Below are 18938 nucleotides of genomic sequence, written 5' to 3'. Positions count from 1 at the left end.
TTCCAGCTTCCAGCTTCCAGCTTCCAGCTTCCAGCTTCCAGCTTCCAGCTTCCAGCTTCCAGCTTCCAGCTTCCAGCTTCCAGCTTCCAGCTTTCGCTGTGTAGAATGGGGGATTCACTTCCCAGCCTCGACGATGCCGTGACCGATTCGACCCTGCCAGCCCTTGAACAGCCCTATCTGGATCTGATGCGCGCCGTGCTGGAGCGCGGCGTGGAGCGCGATGACCGCACCGGTGTCGGTACCCGTTCCCTGTTCGGTCATCAGATGCGCTTCGACCTGTCGCGGGGCTTTCCGCTGATCACCACCAAGAAGCTGCATCTGCGCTCGATCATCCACGAGCTGCTGTGGTTCCTGGCCGGTGACACCAATATCGCCTACCTCAAGGCCAACGGGGTGCGCATCTGGGACGAGTGGGCCGATGAAAACGGCGAGTTGGGGCCGGTCTACGGCTACCAGTGGCGCAGCTGGCCGGATCCGCGCGGAGGCCACGTCGATCAGATCGAGGGCCTGCTGGAGCAGTTGCGAGCCAACCCGCGCTCGCGCCGGTTGATCGTGTCGGCCTGGAATCCGGCGCTGGTCGACGAGATGGCGCTGCCGCCGTGCCACTGTCTGTTCCAGTTCTACGTCGCCGACGGCAAGCTGTCGTGTCAGCTCTACCAGCGCAGCGCTGACATCTTCCTCGGCGTGCCTTTCAATATCGCCAGCTATGCGCTGCTGACGCAGATGATCGCCCAGGTGGCGGGGCTCGAGCCGGGGGACTTCGTGCATACCCTGGGCGATGCCCACCTCTATCTGAACCATCTGGAGCAGGCCGAACAGCAGCTCTCTCGGGCGCCAAGGCCGTCACCGCGGCTGGTGCTCGAACCCTCCGTCACCAACCTGTTCGACTTTCGCTTCGAGCACATCGCCATCGAAGGCTATGATCCGCACCCCCACATCAAGGCGGAGGTGGCCGTATGAACGACGAGACCTTCGTTCCGGTGGCGATGATCGCCGCCATGGCCGTGAACCGGGTCATCGGCGTGGACAACCAGCTGCCCTGGTACCTGCCCGAGGACCTCAAGTTCTTCAAGCGCATGACACAGGCCAAGCCGCTGGTGATGGGGCGCAAGACGTTTGAATCCATCGGCCGACCGCTGCCCGGGCGGCTCAACATCGTGGTGACACGCGACCCCGGCTTCCAGGCCGAGGGCGTGCGCGTCTGCCACGACCTGGACGCGGCGCTGGCGCTGGCCGACCAGCAGGCCACCATCGACGGCGTCGACGAGATCATGGTGATGGGCGGCGGTCAGATCTACGCCCAGGCGCTGCCCAAGGCGAGCCGGCTGTACCTCACCGAGGTGGCCGTCGAGGTGGAGGGCGATGCCCGCTTCCCCGAGCTTGCCGAGCGTGAGTGGGAGGAGTGCCAGCGCGTGCCGGGCCGGCCTGCCGAAGGGCAGCCGGCCTATGACTTCGTCCAGTATCGTCGCCGGGGTTTGCCAGACGCAGCGGAGTGACACAGACTGACGACTGGCGGCGGCTCGCCGGAGGGCCGTTGCCACCCCTTGGGCATGCATGGAGGATCCGGAGTTGATCGAGGAACGCCCCAGTCGTCTGTTGACGGCGCTGGAATCGCGCATCGATGACCTGCTGGACATGCGTCACGAGGCGCGAGTGCAACATCAGGCTTTGCGGGCCCGGCTATCCGAGCTGGAGCAGGGTCGACAGACCCTGGAAGCCAGCAAGGCCGAGTCGACGGCTCGAGCCGAGGCGGCGCAGGCTCGTCAGCACGAACTGGAGGCTCGCCTCGAGGCACTCGAGGCCCGGCTGATCGAGTCCGAGGGCGCGAGGCTCGAGCTCGCCGAGGAGAATCGTGAACTCGACGAGCAGAATCGCGAGCTCGAGGCCCACAACCAGCGGCTTCAGGCGCGTCTCGATGGCGAGGGGCCGACGCCGGTCTTTCAGCGCCCCCACCGACAGGCGAAGGGACTGTCCGCACTGATCGGCCATCACCGCCCCGTTCCCTCCGACGGCGATGATTCGGTGGACAGCAAGGACGCCCACTCCCTATCGCCTTCCCAGTCCCCATCGCCTCCCCGGGAAGCTACCCCTCAGCAGGACACGCCTGCCCAGAGCGATCTGCCCATCGGCGAGCCGCCGTCTCCACAGGCCCTGCTTGCCGAGTGGTATCAGCGCTACGCCGATACCTTCTTCAAGGGGCATACGCGGCCCCTCCAGGTCGGCATCCACGAGGAGTTGGCCGCTCGTGAACCCTGGCCCGAAAAGCTGGTTCGCCGCGCGCTGGCCTGTTACGTCAATCTGCCGCGCTACCTCAAGTCGGTACGCGAGGGGGCCGAGCGCATCGATCTCAGCGGTGCCCCCGCCGGCCAGGTGGATCACGGCGCCGCCGAACACGCCCGCAAGAAGCTCGAGCGTCTGCAGGCGGAGCGCCGACGCAAGGGCAAGCCGGCCAAGCGCGTGGCGGACAAGCGAGAGGCGGCAACGCGCCCGAAGGCGGCACGGCGCAGCGATGTTCCCGCTCGCAACACCCCACCGCCTGTGTCGACGGCGGCCGGCACGGCATCCGTCGAGGAAGAGCCCGACCAGCAGCGCCTCCAGCGCAAGCTGGGCGAGCTGATGGCGCGGCACAACGGCCGTTGAAGGCCGGGCCGAGAGCGTTGATGGCCGAACGTCGTTCCATCGTTCGTTTGACTTGAAAGCGTCATATTGGCGGGGCATGATGAGCGGGCTCATCGCTGTCCGTTACTGTTTTAGCGTGCGGTGAAGAAGGCCGTCCCGTGGGGCCTCCTTCAGCGCTCGGCGCCAGTAGCAACGGCGGGCCCGCCGGGAAGGCGCCCAGGCCATATCGCAGGGGAAAGCTCCGCGATCGGGTAGTGTAACGAATGAAAACAGTGTTTTTTTCTTGTTGCGCTCCTGCGAATCACGGTATAGAGTTCCTCCTGCGAGCATTGGACTATAACAAGGCTTCGCCGTGGTCAGGCTCGCTGCTGCCGCCTCCCGGGAGGGATCGGCAACAACGAGAACCGGCAACAAGACCGGCAAGCCAGCCGCAGAGACTCGAAAAGAGCGCGCGGCATCGATCGAAACAGCAAGCTAGTCAAAAGGATTATCGCAATGAAAAAGACACTGTTAGCGACTGCCATCGCCGGTGCCATGGCCGCCTCCGGCGCCCAGGCCGCCACCGTCTACAACCAGGACGGTACCAAGCTCGATCTCTACGGCAACATCCAGATCGCCTACTGGAACCTGCAGGACGAGAACAGCGACAGCAAGGACGAACTGGGCGATAACGGTTCCACCTTCGGCTTTGCCGCCGAGCACGTCATCTACGACGGCCTGGTTGGCTACATGAAGCTCGAGTTCGACGACTTCAAGGCCGATGAAATCAAGGTTGCTGGCCGCGACGCCGGTGACCAGGCCTACGTCGGCCTGAAGGGCAACTTCGGTGACGTTCGCCTCGGTTCCTACGATCCGCTGATCGACGACTGGATCCAGGACCCGATCTCCAACAACGAATTCTTCGATGTCAGCGACTCCAACGGCGACATCGTCGACTTCTACGGTACCGGCGATCGCGAAGGCGACAAGCTGACCTACACCTCTCCGTCCCTGAGCGGCCTGCAGTTCGCCGTCGGTACCCAGTACAAGGGTGACGGTGAAGCAGAGCGTTTCGACGGTGTCGAAGCTGACGGCCGCGCCTCCTTCTTCGGTGGTGCCAAGTACACCGTCGGTGGCTTCTCCATCGCCGCGGTCTACGACAACCTGGACATCTACGACGCTACCCTCCAGTCCACCGGTGAAGAATTCGAAGCCGGCGACATGTACGGCATCACCGGCCAGTACACCTGGAACAACCTGCGCGTTGCCCTGAAGGCCGAGCGTTTCGAGGCTGACGAAGACGAGCTGTTCGACGACGTCAACCGCTACGGCATCGGTGCTCGCTACGGCTATGGCATGGGTGACATCTACGCTGCCTACCAGTACGTCGACGTGGGCGCCGGCGACTTCGGCGACACCATCGACGACGCTACCAGCGGCGATTACCCGAACGATGAAGATGAAGACGCGAGCTACAACGAAGTCATCGTTGGCGCGACTTACAACATCTCCGACGCCATGTACACCTGGGCCGAACTGGCCACCTACGATCGTGACAACGACGAAGGTGACGGCGCCGCCGTGGGTGTGACCTACCTGTTCTGATCCCGCTCGCAGGAGTATCCTGCAAGAGGGTTGAACATCGAAAGCCGATCCCACGGGGTCGGCTTTTTTCATTGCATGACTGCGAGCGAGGTTTCATGAAAACGCCGATTGTGACCACGGGGCTGCTGGCCTTGGGTATCACGCTGGCCAGCCTGCCGGCGGTGGCCAGCGAAATGGAGGAGCGCTTCCGCGAGGAAGGCAAGTCGCTGGACCTGACGGGGTTCTTCAACGCCGAAACCGATGCACATAGCCGCAGCTTCCTGTTCGGCAGCGTCAACGCCCATGACTTCACCGTGACCGAGGCTGGGCAGTATCGTTTCACCAGCCGAGTGAATGCCGGCTATGCGGACGACTACCGCATCGCCGCCGTACTGGAAGATGCCCAGGGCAATGTGATCGCACGTAGCGAGGCGCTGGGGCAGAACGGTGGCCTGGAGATGCGCCAGCAGCTGGCGCCCGGCGACTATGTGCTGCGGGTCGAGGCCCAGCGCTTCGGCACCCGCGGTCGCGGCGGCGACGGCTATTCCGTGCATGTGGCCGGCCTGGACGAGCAGGGCCGAGTCGTTGACGATAGCGTCAGCGACGGCGAGGGTTTCTTCTTCACCGGCAAGAACCACCAGGGCGGCACCTCGGTGTTCGTGCGTGGTGAAGATACGGTGGCGACCCTGGGCGGTGGGGCCGGGGCTGCGGCGACGGCCGACGCGCCACGGGCGAGCGAATCGATGGCATCCGCCGAGCCGGCTTCCGACGAACCGCGCGAGCCGGCGCCAGTGGCCGGCGAACAGCAGGGCCCGTCGGGTGTCGGCACCATCGTCACCGATGTGAAGATCCGCGCCCGCGGGGAGGTGTTGACCTTCAACATGGCCGAGCGTGGCAGTGTGACGATTACCACCTCTACCTATCCGACCGGCTACGAGGACACCTATCGGATCGAACTCGAGGTGCTGGACGACTCGGGCCGCGTGGTCGCCGAGGGCGCCGGCCAGGGCTTCGACGGTGACGTCGAGTTGACCACCGAGCTGGCGCCGGGGCGCTACCGGATCCGCGTGCAAGGCCAGCAGTTCGGCTCCGCCATGTCGGGCGTCAACAACTACGAGTTGCGCGTCGAAAAGCGTTGAACCGGAACGGGGCGCCTGAAGGCGCCCCGTCATTCTCTAGCCCCGCCATGGCATGGTTGCCTTGCCGCATCGTTCAAGGCGCTTCATCGATGCCATATCGCACTCGCCCATACTGGGAGTGCCACGTCAGCCAAACTCGATAGGTCGGCAGGGAGATCGAGCTGCTGAATTTAGTATTGACTGATACAGTGAGTAGAACCTCATAACTCCATGGGTGACGCGTGCCGTTTCGTCCTTCGAGCTACCTTCGACAGGCCTTGTCGCTGAAGGGGCGACTGATGCTGGGGTTGATCGCGACCTGGATCCTGGTCCTGGCCCTGGTGCTGGGCGTGGGGTGGCGGTCGGGCAAGACGCTGCTCGAGGACTCGACGCACACCCATCTGCGCTACGAGGCCCAACTGATTGCCGATGACCTGACGCACCAGATCGAGAATCGCCTGGCCGCGCTGCAGCGATTGGCGGGAAGGCTCGAGTCACGGCGTCGGCCTGACGAGCCAAGGCTTGCCGATGAACTGCGCTACAACGATGCCCTGATCGAATGGTTCGACGGTCTCTTCGTGACCGATGTGGGAGGCAAGATCAAGGCGGCATGGCCTAACCATCGACGTCTAGAGGGCGTGACCATCGGGGATCGAGAGTATTTCCGTGATGTCCGCTCCTTTCGTCGCCCCCGCGTCAGTGGTGCCATCATCGGGCGGGTATCGGGTGATCCCGAAGTCGTGTTCGTGGCGCCGCGCCTCGGCCCGCAGGGGCGTTTCGAAGGGCTGGTGGGAGGCATCGTCAAGCTTCACGGTGGTGGATTCTTCGATCGCTTGAGCCGGCTACGCCTGGGGCGAGAGGGCTTCGCTGCGGTGATGACGGCCGACGGGACCTTCCTCTATCACCCCGATCGTGAACGGATTCTGGCGCCGGTTCCCGGGCCAGCGGTAAATGCTTCCCTGAACCGTGCCCTGCTCGGCTGGGAGGGCGAGTCCCGGGGGCCTCTATTGTCGGGCCAGATGGCCTATCAGGCCTACCGTCAGATCTGGCCGGCGGGCTGGATCGTCGGTGTCGCCCTGCCGGATGAGCAACTGCTGTCGCCCCTGCGCGACTTGCTGGGCCGGCTCCAGCGGGATGTGCTGCTGCTCGCCATTGGGCTGCTGCCGTTGGTCGGTTGGCTGCTGTGGTTGACGCTGCGCCCCCTGCTTCACCTGGAGGCCCAGATCGAGGAGGTCGGGAGAAGGCGACGCGCCCGCGTGTCGCTGAATACCCGCATGCACGAGCTCCATCAGGTGGCCGAGACCTTCAATCGGGTCGAGGTCGAGCGCAGTCGTGCCCTGGCTCGCCTGGAGGATCGCCAGGCCTTCCTGGACGCGATTCTCGCCAGTTCGCCCGCCGGCATGTTCGTGACCGATACCCGGGGAGATATCACCTACATGAATCCGGCGCTGGCCGATCTGGTCGGTATCTCGGAGGCCGAAAGGCGCCAGGGCGAGTGGATGCGCTATATCCATCGGGATGATCGTCAGGCGGCGCTGGACCTGTGGCATTTCAGCATGTCGAGCGGAGAGGACTTTCTCCAGCAGTATCGATTTCATCGACGAGGAGGAGAGTTGCTGTGGCTCGAGGTGCATGCGCGTCGTGTCGCGATAGGGGAGCGTGGCATCGGCTTCGTGGGCACCGTCAAGGACATCACCCAGCGGCATGAGGAAGAGGCGCTGCGCCAGTGGGAAGCGGAGCATGACCCGCTGACCGGGCTGCTTAATCGCCGGGGCTTCGAGCGCCGTCTCGAAGAGGCCCTGGCTGACTGGCGCAAGACCGGTACCCCTTCGTCATTGATTCTCTTCGATCTGGATCATTTCAAGCCGATCAACGATGAAGGCGGCCATGCGCTTGGCGACGAGATGCTGCGGCGGATCGCCCAGGTGGTCGCCTGGGAGGTTCGCCGCAACGATCATGTGGCTCGTCAGGGTGGCGATGAGTTCGCGGTCCTGCTGCCGAGCTGTACGTCCGACCAGGCCGACAAGGTGGCCCAGGCCCTCGTTCGTCTGGTGGGGGAGATCGGGGTCATGCATCAGGGACGCGAGTTCAGGGTGACGCTGAGTCTTGGCCTGACGAGCTTTCTGGAAGGGGACCAACGCATTGCCACGGTCATCGAACGAGCCGATACGGCCAGCTACCGGGCCAAGCGTATGGGGCGCAACCGGATCGTTGCTTCTTATGATGCGCCATGAGGCAGGTGGCGCCCCCATCAGGATTCGAACCTGAGACCTTCCCCTTAGGAGGGGGACGCTCTATCCAGCTGAGCTATAGGGGCGAACCGGGCGGTATTATAAGCGCCTGAGCGGGCAAGATAAAGTCGTCGTCGGCATGCCGTCGGCGCCGCGTAGCGGTTAGAATGGACGCCTTCGATGCAATCGGCGCCTGGCATGTCTGATCCTGTTCCTTCCTATCTCTCGCCGGCGGGCGATCGCCACTTCGATGGCTTGGCCGACAAGTTCGCCTCTAGCCTGTATGGCGGACTGCGCGGCGAGTTGCGCCTGGCACTGCTGGATCGCCTGCTGCCGGAGATGCTCGAGCTCCACGGCCAGCCGGTGCTGGAGGTGGGCGGCGGGCTTGGCCAACTGGCTGGCTGGTTCGCCGATCGGGGCCATGACGTCATGCTTTGCGAGCCTGCCGGCGAGATGCTCGAGCGCGCCCAGGCGCAGCTGCAGGGTCGCTCGGTGCGCTATCTCGAGACCCCCTTGCAGGCCCTGCCGAACGAGGCGCCGGGGCCCTGGCCGCTGATTACCTGTCATGCCGTGCTCGAGTGGCTCGGCGATCCCCGCGCGGCGTTCGCCACATTGGCCGGCCTGCTGGCCCCGGGAGGCCAGCTGTCGCTGATGGTCTTCAATCGCGATGCGCTGCGTCTGTCCAACGTGGTCAAGGGCAACCTGGAGAAGGCGTTGGCCGACCGGCTGGAGGGCAAGGGCCAGCGCAAGCGCCTGACGCCCATCTCGCCGCTGACCCACGAGCAGATCACTGCCTGGGCCGCCGAAGCGGGGCTCGAGATGCGCGCCACGGCCGGCGTGCGCGTTTTTCACGATTACCTGCGCCAGCCGCCGCAGGACGAGGTTGGGCGGGAGACTCTGCTCGAGCTGGAGTGGCGGTACTGCCGCGCCGAGCCTCACTGGCGGCTGGGCCGCTATCTGCTCTATACCCTGATTCGACCCGAGGAGTCTTCCCCATGAACGCCGAGACCCCCGTTTGCCAGCTGTTGCAGCGCCAGGATGCCGACTACCGCGGCTGGCTGTGGGTAGCGCCGCCCCGCGATGCCTGGCTGGAGGGCGGGGAAGGGATGCTGCTTGCTGGCGACCAGATCGTGCTGGATGCCTGGCGTGCGCGTGACCGGCCCGCTTTTTCGCCTTTCGCGGACGACGCGCCTCCGGTGCCGCCCGGCGTGGTGCTTTTCTGGCCCAAGGCTCATGCGCTGGGCGAGTGGTGGCTGCTGTGGCTGTGTGCCCGGCTGCCGGTGGGCACTCCGCTACAGGTGGTCGGCGAGAACCAGGGAGGCATCAAGCGGGTGCTCAAGGTACTGGCGGCGCTGGGACTGGGCTGCCGAAAGGTCGATAGCGCACGCCGCTGTACCCTGTTCGCGTCGCGGCTCGATCGAGTCGGTATCGACCCCGATGCGGCCTGGACATCGTTCGAAGCGGAAGGGCTGAGCCTGGCCAGCCATCCCGGCGTATTCGGCCACGGCAAGCTGGACGAGGGTACCCGGCTGCTGCTCGAACGCTTGCCCGATGTGCTGCCTTCCAAGGGTGACGTGCTCGACATGGGATGCGGTGACGGCGTTCTCGCCGCCTGGCTGGCGCGTCGTGGCCTGGCGACCACTGCCATCGACGTCAACGGTTTCGCGGTGGAAGCCACGCGGCGCACCCTGGTGGCCAACGACGTGAAAGGTGAGGTGCTGGCCGGCGACGTCTTCACCGGGCTAGAGGACCGGCGTTTCGATGCCATCGTCAGCAATCCGCCCTTCCACCAGGAGAGGGCCATCGACTATGGCCCTGCCGGCCGGCTGATTCGCGAGGCGCCGGCTCACCTGAGGCCGGGCGGCCGGTTGGTGCTGGTGGCCAACGCCTTCCTGCCCTATCCAGATTTGCTGGAACGCACCTTCGGTCGTTTCGACGTGCTAGCCGACGATCGTCGCTTTCGGGTCTACGCCGCGACGCACGACTGAAGGCCGAGAAAAGACGAGCCTGCCGAACGTCGCCGGCAGGCTTGCATGTCGTATCGGGTGGTGTTGCAGAGAGGGCGGTCCTCGACCGCCAGACGTCTTCCCTGGCCTCTGCAGGAGACCAGGCAGCCGGGCGAACCGGCTGCCAATGGGAGAGATCATTCGTAGGTAGTGGCGCCTTCCTGGCTTGCACCGCCCGTGGTCGAGCCGTCCATCGTTGCGCCGCCCGTGGAGGAGCCCTCCATGGATGAGTTCCCCATATTGGTTGAGCCCCCCATGCTGGATGAACCCTCGGCGCCACCTGACGTCCTGGTGCTGGCGGCCTCGAACTCTTCCCTACTGAGGGCGCCATCGCCGTCGGTGTCCGCCGTCTCGAGGTTCAGGCCTTCCACAGCGACCGCTTCCTCGGCGCTCAGCATGCCATCCCCATTGATGTCCAGGTCGTCGAAGGCGGGGGTGTCGGCAGCGACGGCGGCGCCGGCGCCGAACAGCAGGGCGAGGGGGAGCAGGGTGGTCTTCAGCAGTACCTTCCGCATGATGTTCCTCCTGTGCTATCGCACTTTGCATGCCACGAGCCGGTTGGCTCGCTTGTCCAGAGTGAAGCCAACTTCATGCCATGCTCTTTGTTTTTTCATTCTTAACAGAAGGTTATGAAATTTCGTGGCGTAGTGACACCGTGGCCGGCATCGCGAAAGGCAGCGAAACCGTCGGCGTGGGGCGACGCTGCAAGGGGCGTTTGGCCGAACCGCCGATGCTGGGGGGCTTTCCGCTGTCGCCGTCGAGCATCGACGATGTCTGGCCCTGGCGGTAGTGCCGGGCGGTAGTTCCGTGCAAGGGGTGCCGCTACCGCGGCTATCCCGCGACTGCTAGTCTGCTTGCAGGCAGTCAAGGAGGAGGTCGGCGACATGTCGGAAGGGCGTGTACTGGGAGCCGGGGTGCTGGGAGCCCTGCTGGCGATCGGGCTGGTGTGGAGCGGCGGTCACCTCGAGGATGCTGCGCGGACCTGGAAGCAGGCCGACAGACGGGTCACCGTGAAGGGGCTGGCCGAGCGCCAGGTGCCGGCCGACATGGCGCTGTGGCCGCTGCATTACAGCGTCACCGCCAACCGACTGGAACGCCTGCAGGCCGAACTCGCGGAGGATGAGCAGCGGATCCGGGCCTTCCTTGATGAGCGTGGGTTCGACGCAGAGCACGTCAGTGTCACTCCGCCCAGCGTCAGGGACCTGCAGGCCGAGCAGAGCGGGGGACAGGCGCCGCCCGAGGAGCGCTATCGCGCCGAGGCCACGGTGCTGGTGCGTACGCCGCGGGTCGCCGAGGTCAAGGCGGCACTACCCGAGACCGGCGTCCTGGTACGCGAGGGCGTGCTGCTGTCGCCCAATTACCAGTATCGCACCGAGTTCCTGTTCACCGGACTGGAAGGCATCAAGCCCGACATGATCGCCGCGGCCACTGCCGATGCGCGTCGTGCCGCCGAGCAGTTCGCCGAGGATTCCGGCAGTCAGGTGGGGGCCATCCAGCGGGCCAGCCAGGGGTACTTCTCGATCGAGGATCTCGACAGCTATACCCCGGACGTCAAGCGAGTGCGGGTGGTGACCACCATCGACTATGCCCTCGAGGAATAGGCAGGTGTCACCATGGGGAAACGCGGCACCAGTGTCTTCGCTGCGGGCGCCTAAGGCGCTCGCCAATCGATTCAATGCTTCCTTAAGGCCGGCGGTAGTCGATGTCGGTAATGACGTAGCAGGTCTCACCCCCCGGTGCGGCCACGCTTACCTCGTCGTCCAGGTGCTTGCCGAGTAGCGCTTTGGCCAGCGGTGCATCGACGCTGATCCAGCGTTTGGTGGTGTCGGTCTCGTCGTGGCCGACGATGCGCAGCTGCATCTCCTCGCCGTTCTCGTCTTCCAGGGTGACGAAGGCGCCGAAGAACACCCGGTCGGTTTCCTCTGGCAGCCGGTCCACCACCTGGAGCTCGTCGAGTCGCTTGGTCAGGTAGCGAATTCGGGCGATCACCCGGTTGAGTTCCTTCTTGTTGTAGGTGTAGTCGGCGTTCTCGCTGCGGTCGCCCAGCGCGGCGGCTTCGCCCACCTTGGTCGAGAGGGCGGGGCGCTTGACCCGCGACAGGTGATCGAGGATGCCGCGTAGCCGCTCGGCTCCCTCGGCGGTGATCAGGTTGCTCTTGGGCTCCTGGCGCGGATCCTTGGCCGGATCCCGCCAGCGCGTCATGTTGCGACCCTTCATCGGGGACGGTCTCCTGGTGAATAACACGGGCAAGATACGCCAAGGCGAGGGAAGGCGACAATCCGGCGGCCTGTTGCGGGGCAGCGGGCGCCCTGGCGTCGATGGACCGCGCCATGCCAGCGTCGGCCACGGTGCGGTGCCTCTCCCCGGTGCGTCGTGTCGGTCATCGTGGGTCGAGACGTTGCCTACCGAATCGGCAGCGAAGACTTGGCCGGGTTGCCCTCCCGCCGTCTCTGAAGCGGGGCCCATACCGTTGCCCCGGACGGTGATCACGGCATCCGCAAGCGGGAACCATGGAATCCAGCAATATTAACCCTACGGTGGCGGGAAGTCGCCCGGAGGTGGCGGCAATGGCACGCACCTCGGATGCCCGCCACTGAAGTATCTGCCTCCGGTTGTTTTGCAGCGCGTGACGCGTGACCATGGGAGTTTCATATATGACGCTGAGCTTTTTCGACCGGCGGCATTAAAGTGGTGATCGTGCCTGCCGATAATGTTTGGCGACCGGTCGCCTGCCCCTGACATCTCTTGTCCAGAACTGCCGCAGATGCACATGCTTGTTTGTGCATAAACTGCCAGCCAATACATTTCCTACATATGTTAAGAAATGTCTCACATTATATTAATATATGTCTTACGCAACATGTAAGGTATATATTACAAGCATAATGTTAGTGGAATTTAATTCGTTTTTTTTCAGTGTTAGCATCACCTTCGAAAATTATCCAAGAAATGCAAAAAGTCCCCCTTTTCTCTCAAGGAAGGGGTGCGAGCTTTTTATCCTCCACTTTAAAAGCAAGGTGATGAAATGTCTCGATGCGCAGGGCGCACCGTGCGTGGTGGTCTGTCTTTATCGTTAATTAAACGTTTGTTTTCCGCTGGGGTGTTGGCCGGAGCGGCATCGGTCTTGGCGCCGTCGGCGTTTGCCCAGTCTCCTGTCTTGCCCTCGGGTCTGTCGTCAACCGGTTCGACAGATCTCCGCGCCACGGTTCAGGAAGCGATCACCACGAACCCTGAGGTGCAGGCCGCGTGGCAAGAGTTCCAGGCTGCCGGTCAGGATCGCCGTGCCGCCTGGGGTAATTACCTGCCAAGTATCGATGTCGCCGCTGGCACGGGGCGAGCGGACCGCGAGTTTGACAACCGTGGCAGCTACGACACCGACTATGCCGAAGTCACCCTGACCCAGATGCTCTATGACGGTTTCGCCACCAGCAGCGACGTGGAGCGTCTGGATCGTGCGCAGCTGGTGCGTTACTACGAGCTGCTCGGTGCCAGCGAAGACGTGGCGCTCGAGGCGGTCAGGGCCTACCTGGATGTGCAACGATACCGGGAGCTGGTGGGGCTGGCGCAGGCCAATTACCGCAAGCACCTGGAGGTATTCAATCAGGTCGAGGACAGGACGCTGTCCGGGGCCGGGCGCGGGGTGGACCTCGAGCAGATCAGCGGTCGCCTGGCACTGGCCGAGTCCAACCTGATGACCGAAGCCTCGAACCTTCACGATGTGACGGTGCGCTACCAGCGTATCGTCGGCGAGCTGCCCGCGGCCGAGCTGGCCTCGGCACCCACGTTTGGCGATCGCCTGCCCGGAGACGTTTCTCGTGCCTTGGAGCTGGCGTTTCAGGGCAACCCGGACTTCCATGCCGCGATCGAAGACATTGAAGCCTCTCGTGCCGAGCGACAAGGCACGACATCGGCGTTTCATCCCCAGCTCGACCTGGTGGCGCGGTCGGGCACCTATCGAGACAGTAATTCCACGTCCCTGCAGGATCTCGATCGCCGCCAGGATCGTCACAGCGTCGAGCTGGTGGCGAGCATGAACCTCTACCGTGGGGGCAGCGATCTGGCCAGCTATCGTGCCGCCAGCGAGCGGGTCGAGCAGGCCATCGACCTGCGCAGGAAGGCCTGCGTGGATATCCGCCAGACCACCCAGGTGGCCTACAACGACACCCGGCGCCTGCGCGAGCAGCTGCGGTACCTGAATGAGCATCGCGTGTCGACCAATCGGGTGCGTCGGGCCTATCAGCAGCAGTTCGATATCGGACAGCGAAGCCTCCTGGACGTGCTGGACACCGAGAACGAGTACTTCGATGCCAGTCGTGCCTATGTCAACGCACAGTATGACGTGGCGCTGGCCGATGCCCGGACCCTGGCAGTCATGGGGCAGCTGATGCAAGTGCTGGACGTGCGCCGGGACGATATGCCGACTCTCGACGAGCTGGGCAGTGACGGTGTCACTCTCGATGCCGATACCGTCTGTCCGGCGCCTGGACCGTCTGGCTACACGCTCGAGGATTTCACCCGGACGGCCTCTCCGATCACGCCCGATACGCCTGATGTGACGCTCTCGGCGGACACCCTGTTCGCTCCGGGCAGCGCCACTCTCAGCCCTGAAGCGCGGCAAGAGCTTGGAACGCTCGCCGAGCGGATTCGTGGCCGGGACGACCTGACGCGCGTCGTCATCGCCGGCCATGCCGATGCCACCGGCACTGACGCGGTGAACGAACCGCTGTCCCGGCGGCGCGCCGAAAGCGTAGGCGACTACCTGGTGACCCAGGGCGTGCCGGCTGCGCTGATCCAGGCGCAGGGCTTCGGTTCCCGGCAACCCGTGGCCAGCAATGCCACCGTGGACGGACGTCAGCGGAATCGACGCGTGGACATCACGCTGGAAGATTCCGGCGCCTCCGTGTCGGCCCAGTGAGCGGGTCAAGGGGAGCAGACCCGCGGCACCACCCTAGTGCCCTTGCGAGCCGAATAGTACCGAGGTGCATGTGACACAGCAGGCAGTAATAGAAGAGACGCCGGATGAGATCTCTTCGCTCGACGATGAGCTGCTCGAGTGTTTGGTGACCGTCGCCAGGGTGCATGGGCATGACGTCAACCGTGACGCCCTGACGGCCGGTCTGCCGCTGGAAAGTGGCAGGCTGACGCCCGGCGTGTTTCCGCGCGCCGCGTCTCGGGCCGGTCTGTCGGCCCGGCTCGTCAAGTCGCGGCTGGTGCAGCTCAACCCCGAGCTGTTTCCGGCCGTGCTGTTGCTCGAGCCGGGATGCGCCTGCGTGCTGCTGGGCCTGGATCTGCAGGCGCGACGGGCGCGGGTCGTCTTCCCCGAGCTCGGGGAAGCGGCGACCGAAGTCGACCTTGACGGACTGCAGGCCAGCTTCAGCGGCCAGGCCATCTATGCGCGTCCGCGGTTTCACTTCGACGCCACAGGTCCGGAGGTCCAGCGTCCCCGAGGACGGCACTGGTTCTGGGGCGTGATTCGCGAGAATCGTCGGCTGTACCGCGACGTGATTGCCGGCTCGGTGGTCATCAATATCTTTGCGCTTGCCATGCCGCTGTTCGTGCTCAATGTCTATGACCGGGTCGTGCCCAACCATGCGACCGAGACACTCTGGGTTCTAGCGGTCGGTGTCTTCGTGGTGCTTGGCTTCGACCTGGCCCTGCGGCTGATGCGAAGCGCCTTCGTGGACCTGGCGGCCAGCCGGGCCGACGTCAAGCTCTCCTCGACCCTGATGAGTCAGGTGCTGGGGCTGCGGATGGCGGCCCGTCCGGCATCCACCGGTTCCTTCGCTTCGATGCTGCAATCGTTCGAATCGGTACGGGCCTTCATCGGTTCGGCGACGGTGGTAGGGCTGGTGGATCTGCCTTTCGTGCTGATGTTTGCGGCGATCATCGCCTTGATCGGCCCCGCGCTGGTGATCCCGGTGCTGGTGGGCGTTGCCTTCGTGCTGCTCTACGCCCTTTCCGCCCAAGGCAAGTTGCACGAGCTGTCTCAGGCCACCCAGGAGGCGAGTGGGCGACGTAATGCAACGCTCGTCGAGTCCATCTCCCAGCTTGAAACCCTCAAGGCTCTGCGCGGCGAAAGTCGGGTACAGGGCATCTGGGAGCGGGCTTCGGCTTTCCTTTCCCGGGCAAACGCTCAGCTGCGTCTGGTCAGCTCGTCAGTGACCAGTGTGGCGCAATGGGCTCAGCACAGCGTGGCGGTGGTGATCATCATCATCGGCGTCTACCTGATCGTCGACGGCGAGCTGACGCAGGGGGGATTGATCGCCGCCTATATGCTGTCTTCGCGCGCCATGGCGCCGGTCAGTCAGGCTGCCGCCCTGCTGGCGCAATATCACCAGGCCTCTACGGCCCTGGAGGCGCTGGATGGCATGATGGCGCTGCCTGTCGAGCGGTCGGAGGGGCAATCCTTTATCGACCGCCCCATCGTGCGCGGCGATCTGGCGTTGGACCACGCCAGTTTTCGCTATCCCGACGAACAGCGCGATGCCCTGCGTGACGTATCCCTGTCCATCAAGGCGGGCGAGAAAGTGGCTGTTCTTGGGCAAGTGGGATGTGGCAAGACCACCCTTCACAAGTTGCTGCTGGGGCTCTATGAGCCAACCTCGGGTGGGGTGCGACTGGACGGGGTCGATATCCGGCAGTTCGAGCCCGCTCAGCTACGCCGCCACTTTGGCTATGTGCCCCAGGACGTGACGCTGTTCCAGGGCACACTGCGCGACAACATCGCCGCCGGTGCCGGCAATGACCGCATCGATGACCAGGCGCTGTTGCGTGCGATTCGTCTCAGTGGCCTCGATTCGTTGGTGAATGGCCATCCCTCAGGACTGGATCTCGAGGTCGGCGAGCGCGGCCAGCGTCTCTCCGGTGGCCAGCGTCAGCAGGTCGCCATTGCCCGTGCCCTGATCCATGATCCGCCGATCTTCCTGTTCGATGAGCCCTCGAGCGCCATGGATCACTCGTCCGAGGAGGCGCTGAAGGGGCATCTGCAGGAGGCTGTCGAGGGCAAGACGATGATCGTTATCACCCATCGGACTTCGCTGCTGCCATTGGTGAATCGCATCGTGGTGTTGGATGCCGGCAAGGTGGTGGCCGATGGCCCTCGGGACAAGGTGCTCGAGGCCTTGCGCACCGGAAAGGTCGGGAGGGCGAGAGCATGAGCCAGTCGTCCCGAAGTGCAGAGCAACAGGGGTTCGAAGCCATCGGGCGTTTCTCGCGAGTAGGGCGCCGTCCCTTCCGGCCGTTCATGGATCGCCTGTTTGCGCGACGCGTGACCTCGGCCCATCTCGATCGTGACTGGGCCAGCGATGCTGACTGGGCGCGGTTGCAGCAGGAACCGCTGCGGGCCCGCTGGCTTCTCTACACGGTCGTGCTGGCCGTGGTGGCCCTGATCCTGTGGTCGGTTTTCGCCCCACTGGATGAGGTGACCCGAGGCACCGGTCGGGTGATCCCGTCCAGCCAGCTGCAGAAGGTCCAGTCCTTCGATGGTGGAGTGGTTCAGGAGATTCTGGTGGCCGAGGGCGAACGCGTGGAAAAGGGCGAACTGCTGATGCGCATCGACCCGACGCGCTTTCTCGCCAACTTCCGTGAGAACCGGGCCAAGGCCGAATCGCTCGAGGCTCGCGCTGAGCGGCTGCGCGCGCTGGTGTCCGAGTCGGAGTTCACGCCATCGCCAGCGCTGGTCGAAAAGGCCCCGGATATCGTGGCTCAGGAGCGTGAACTCTATCGCAGCAATCTCGAGGCCCTGGATGAGCAAAAGACCATCCTTCAGGAGCAGCTGGCTCAGCGCAGGGCAGAGCTCGAAGAGGCGCAATCACGGCGTGATACCGCCGCTCGAGAACTCGGCATGGCGGGCCGCGAGCTGAATCTTACACGGCCGCTACTGAATTCCGGCGCGGTCTCAGAGGTCGAGGTACTTCGCCTGGAGCGGGAAGTGACCCAGGCTCGCGGTCAACGTGATCAGGCGGCCGCACAGGTGGAGCGGCTGCAGTCGGCAATCGATGAAGCCGAATCGAAGCTGCGTGAGGTCGCTCTCGACGCGCGCAACGAATGGCGCAATAAGCTGTCGAGCACGCTGGCCGATCTCGGGGCGCTCGACGAGTCCAGCGCGGGCCTCGAAGACCGCGTTCGGCTAGCCGAAATCCGCTCGCCGGTGGACGGCATCGTGCAGCGGCTGGGTATCAACACCATTGGCGGCGTGGCCCAGCCGGGCCAGGAAGTGGTCGAGGTCGTGCCGACCGATGACACCCTACTGGTCGAGGCGCGTATCGCACCCCAGGACATCGCCTTCCTGCGTCCCGGTCAGCCCGCCACCATCAAGCTAACCGCCTACGATTTTGCCATCTATGGCGGGCTTAAGGCCGAACTGGTGCATATCAGCCCCGATACCATCACCGATGACGAGGGCAACACCTTCTACCTGGTCAAGGTCCGTACCGTGGAAGGTGACAGCGACCATGAAGCGCTGGATGTGATTCCCGGAATGACGGCCCAGGTGGACATCCTGACCGGGAAACGCACGGTCATGCAGTATCTGCTCAAACCCGTATTGCGGGCTTGGGGAAACGCTCTGGGTGAGCGTTGATAGGCAAGAGATAACAGAACACAGGGATTCCTGTTGGCTTCAAGAGAATCTATCGACTGAAGGATCATGAGGTGGAAATCATGCAGGGCACTGTCACGGTTGTAACGCTCACTGGCGAGGCTTGGATCAAGGATCAAAACGGGCAGCTTCACCGGCTCCATGAAGGAGATACCATCAATCCCGGTGACACGGTCGTGACGGCCAGCGATGCATACCTCGTACTGGTAGACGGCCAGAATGTGCAGTATGAGGTGCCTGAAGGTAGTGAGGTGACGCTATCTGCTGAGCACGGAAATGACTCGTTTGCGTCCCAGCAAGAGACTGAGCGTGAAGCCGATAATGGAGAAAGCGAAGCCGGTCGAGAGGATGAGCAATTCGAGCAATTGCTTCGCGACTCCGGAAATAGCCCTACATCAACGTCGGATGGTGGCCACTCGGCCAATTCGATAGATGAAGGGAATACTTTCGTGAGGGTCGACAGGATTCGTTTGAACCTGGATCCCCTGGAATATGATTATGAGTATGGCCGCAGTGACGAGCTGGAATGGCGTGAAGGCGGCGCCTTGTCACTGACCGATAGCGGTGAGAGTGGCACCTTCCGCCAGGACGAGATCGTCGACGATAGCGATGATCAAGATACCACCTCGCCTCAGGTCTCGGTCGAGCTGACCGGCAGCGGCGAGGACGGCACCTACAGCCAGGACGAGATCGGCGACGACGGCACGGTCACCGCCCAGGTCACCCTGGAAGACGGCACCGAGGTGGGCGATACCTTGGTAGTCACCGACAAAGACGGTAATGAACTGCTTAATCGTCCGGT

At 64.0% G+C, this 18938-nt stretch carries 15 protein-coding genes and 1 tRNA gene; 13 read left to right on the top strand and 3 right to left on the bottom strand.

Going from position 1 to position 18938, the window contains the following annotated elements:
- The first annotated feature begins 105 nt into the window (after positions 1–105).
- The 6 genes from FHR96_RS21185 (at position 106) to FHR96_RS21160 (ending at position 7534) form a co-directional block, all read left to right on the top strand.
- Positions 106–960: a thymidylate synthase gene (locus tag FHR96_RS21185; RefSeq protein ID WP_183389704.1), complete on the top strand. Its 855-nt coding sequence runs from the start codon at positions 106–108 to the stop codon at positions 958–960.
- On the top strand, positions 957–1496 hold the full coding sequence (locus FHR96_RS21180; protein WP_183389701.1) for a dihydrofolate reductase: 540 nt from the start codon (positions 957–959) through the stop codon (positions 1494–1496). The genes FHR96_RS21185 and FHR96_RS21180 overlap by 4 nt, the downstream gene beginning before the upstream one ends.
- A gap of 73 nt (positions 1497–1569) precedes the next feature.
- Positions 1570–2640: a ProQ/FINO family protein gene (locus tag FHR96_RS21175; protein ID WP_246393075.1), complete on the top strand. Its 1071-nt coding sequence runs from the start codon at positions 1570–1572 to the stop codon at positions 2638–2640.
- A gap of 474 nt (positions 2641–3114) precedes the next feature.
- Positions 3115–4203, top strand: a complete 1089-nt coding sequence (locus FHR96_RS21170) for a porin (protein ID WP_183389700.1) — start codon at positions 3115–3117, stop codon at positions 4201–4203.
- Positions 4204–4298: 95 nt separating this feature from the next.
- On the top strand, positions 4299–5321 hold the full coding sequence (locus FHR96_RS21165) for a hypothetical protein (RefSeq protein WP_183389699.1): 1023 nt from the start codon (positions 4299–4301) through the stop codon (positions 5319–5321).
- A 278-nt stretch (positions 5322–5599) separates the two neighbouring features.
- Positions 5600–7534 (top strand): sensor domain-containing diguanylate cyclase, encoded by a 1935-nt coding sequence (locus FHR96_RS21160; RefSeq protein WP_183389698.1) that lies wholly within the window; start codon positions 5600–5602, stop codon positions 7532–7534.
- A gap of 6 nt (positions 7535–7540) precedes the next feature.
- Here FHR96_RS21160 and FHR96_RS21155 read toward each other — a convergent pair.
- Positions 7541–7617 (bottom strand) — tRNA-Arg (locus tag FHR96_RS21155).
- Between the two features lie 112 nt (positions 7618–7729).
- Here FHR96_RS21155 and FHR96_RS21150 point away from each other — a divergent pair.
- On the top strand, positions 7730–8530 hold the full coding sequence (locus FHR96_RS21150; RefSeq protein WP_183389697.1) for a methyltransferase domain-containing protein: 801 nt from the start codon (positions 7730–7732) through the stop codon (positions 8528–8530).
- Positions 8527–9519: a methyltransferase gene (locus FHR96_RS21145; RefSeq protein ID WP_183389696.1), complete on the top strand. Its 993-nt coding sequence runs from the start codon at positions 8527–8529 to the stop codon at positions 9517–9519. The genes FHR96_RS21150 and FHR96_RS21145 overlap by 4 nt, the downstream gene beginning before the upstream one ends.
- Before the next feature lie 155 nt (positions 9520–9674).
- Here the strand turns inward: FHR96_RS21145 and FHR96_RS21140 are convergent, their stop codons facing one another.
- Positions 9675–10052 (bottom strand): EF-hand domain-containing protein, encoded by a 378-nt coding sequence (locus tag FHR96_RS21140; RefSeq protein ID WP_183389695.1) that lies wholly within the window; start codon positions 10050–10052, stop codon positions 9675–9677.
- A 369-nt stretch (positions 10053–10421) separates the two neighbouring features.
- On the opposite strand from FHR96_RS21140, the gene FHR96_RS21135 reads away from it, so the two are divergent.
- Positions 10422–11138: an SIMPL domain-containing protein gene (locus FHR96_RS21135; protein ID WP_183389694.1), complete on the top strand. Its 717-nt coding sequence runs from the start codon at positions 10422–10424 to the stop codon at positions 11136–11138.
- Between the two features lie 82 nt (positions 11139–11220).
- On the opposite strand, the gene greB is transcribed toward FHR96_RS21135, so the two are convergent.
- A complete protein-coding gene (gene greB / locus FHR96_RS21130) occupies positions 11221–11754 on the bottom strand; it encodes a transcription elongation factor GreB (RefSeq protein WP_183389693.1) in 534 nt (177 codons plus the stop codon).
- A gap of 808 nt (positions 11755–12562) precedes the next feature.
- Here greB and FHR96_RS21125 point away from each other — a divergent pair.
- The 4 genes from FHR96_RS21125 to FHR96_RS21110 form a co-directional block, all read left to right on the top strand.
- Positions 12563–14452, top strand: a complete 1890-nt coding sequence (locus tag FHR96_RS21125; protein WP_183389692.1) for a TolC family outer membrane protein — start codon at positions 12563–12565, stop codon at positions 14450–14452.
- A gap of 70 nt (positions 14453–14522) precedes the next feature.
- Entirely contained in the window at positions 14523–16694 is a 2172-nt protein-coding gene (locus FHR96_RS21120) for a type I secretion system permease/ATPase (RefSeq protein WP_343066392.1), read from the top strand.
- The gene (locus FHR96_RS21115) at positions 16691–18118 is read left to right on the top strand and encodes an HlyD family type I secretion periplasmic adaptor subunit (protein WP_183389691.1); all 1428 of its coding nucleotides are present in this window, start codon (positions 16691–16693) and stop codon (positions 18116–18118) included. Before FHR96_RS21120 ends, FHR96_RS21115 begins: the two co-directional genes overlap by 4 nt.
- 80 nt (positions 18119–18198) lie before the next feature.
- A partial coding sequence (locus tag FHR96_RS21110) for a retention module-containing protein (protein ID WP_246393076.1) occupies positions 18199–18938 on the top strand: 740 nt, incomplete at its 3' end.

Source organism: Halomonas organivorans, assembly GCF_014192055.1.
Classification (GTDB): Bacteria; Pseudomonadota; Gammaproteobacteria; order Pseudomonadales; family Halomonadaceae; genus Halomonas; species Halomonas organivorans.
Note: the sequence above shows the minus strand (reverse complement) of the source record. Positions and strands in the feature narration are given on the sequence as shown.

Coding starts and splice junctions, on each gene's coding strand:
- FHR96_RS21160 (WP_183389698.1), top strand. CDS start 5,600: ATGCTGGGGTTGATCGCGACCTGGATCCTGGTCCTGGCCCTGGTGCTG.
- greB (WP_183389693.1), bottom strand. CDS start 11,754: ATGAAGGGTCGCAACATGACGCGCTGGCGGGATCCGGCCAAGGATCCG.
- FHR96_RS21180 (WP_183389701.1), top strand. CDS start 957: ATGAACGACGAGACCTTCGTTCCGGTGGCGATGATCGCCGCCATGGCC.
- FHR96_RS21145 (WP_183389696.1), top strand. CDS start 8,527: ATGAACGCCGAGACCCCCGTTTGCCAGCTGTTGCAGCGCCAGGATGCC.
- FHR96_RS21185 (WP_183389704.1), top strand. CDS start 106: ATGGGGGATTCACTTCCCAGCCTCGACGATGCCGTGACCGATTCGACC.
- FHR96_RS21135 (WP_183389694.1), top strand. CDS start 10,422: ATGTCGGAAGGGCGTGTACTGGGAGCCGGGGTGCTGGGAGCCCTGCTG.
- FHR96_RS21150 (WP_183389697.1), top strand. CDS start 7,730: ATGTCTGATCCTGTTCCTTCCTATCTCTCGCCGGCGGGCGATCGCCAC.
- FHR96_RS21115 (WP_183389691.1), top strand. CDS start 16,691: ATGAGCCAGTCGTCCCGAAGTGCAGAGCAACAGGGGTTCGAAGCCATC.
- FHR96_RS21170 (WP_183389700.1), top strand. CDS start 3,115: ATGAAAAAGACACTGTTAGCGACTGCCATCGCCGGTGCCATGGCCGCC.
- FHR96_RS21165 (WP_183389699.1), top strand. CDS start 4,299: ATGAAAACGCCGATTGTGACCACGGGGCTGCTGGCCTTGGGTATCACG.
- FHR96_RS21140 (WP_183389695.1), bottom strand. CDS start 10,052: ATGCGGAAGGTACTGCTGAAGACCACCCTGCTCCCCCTCGCCCTGCTG.
- FHR96_RS21125 (WP_183389692.1), top strand. CDS start 12,563: ATGTCTCGATGCGCAGGGCGCACCGTGCGTGGTGGTCTGTCTTTATCG.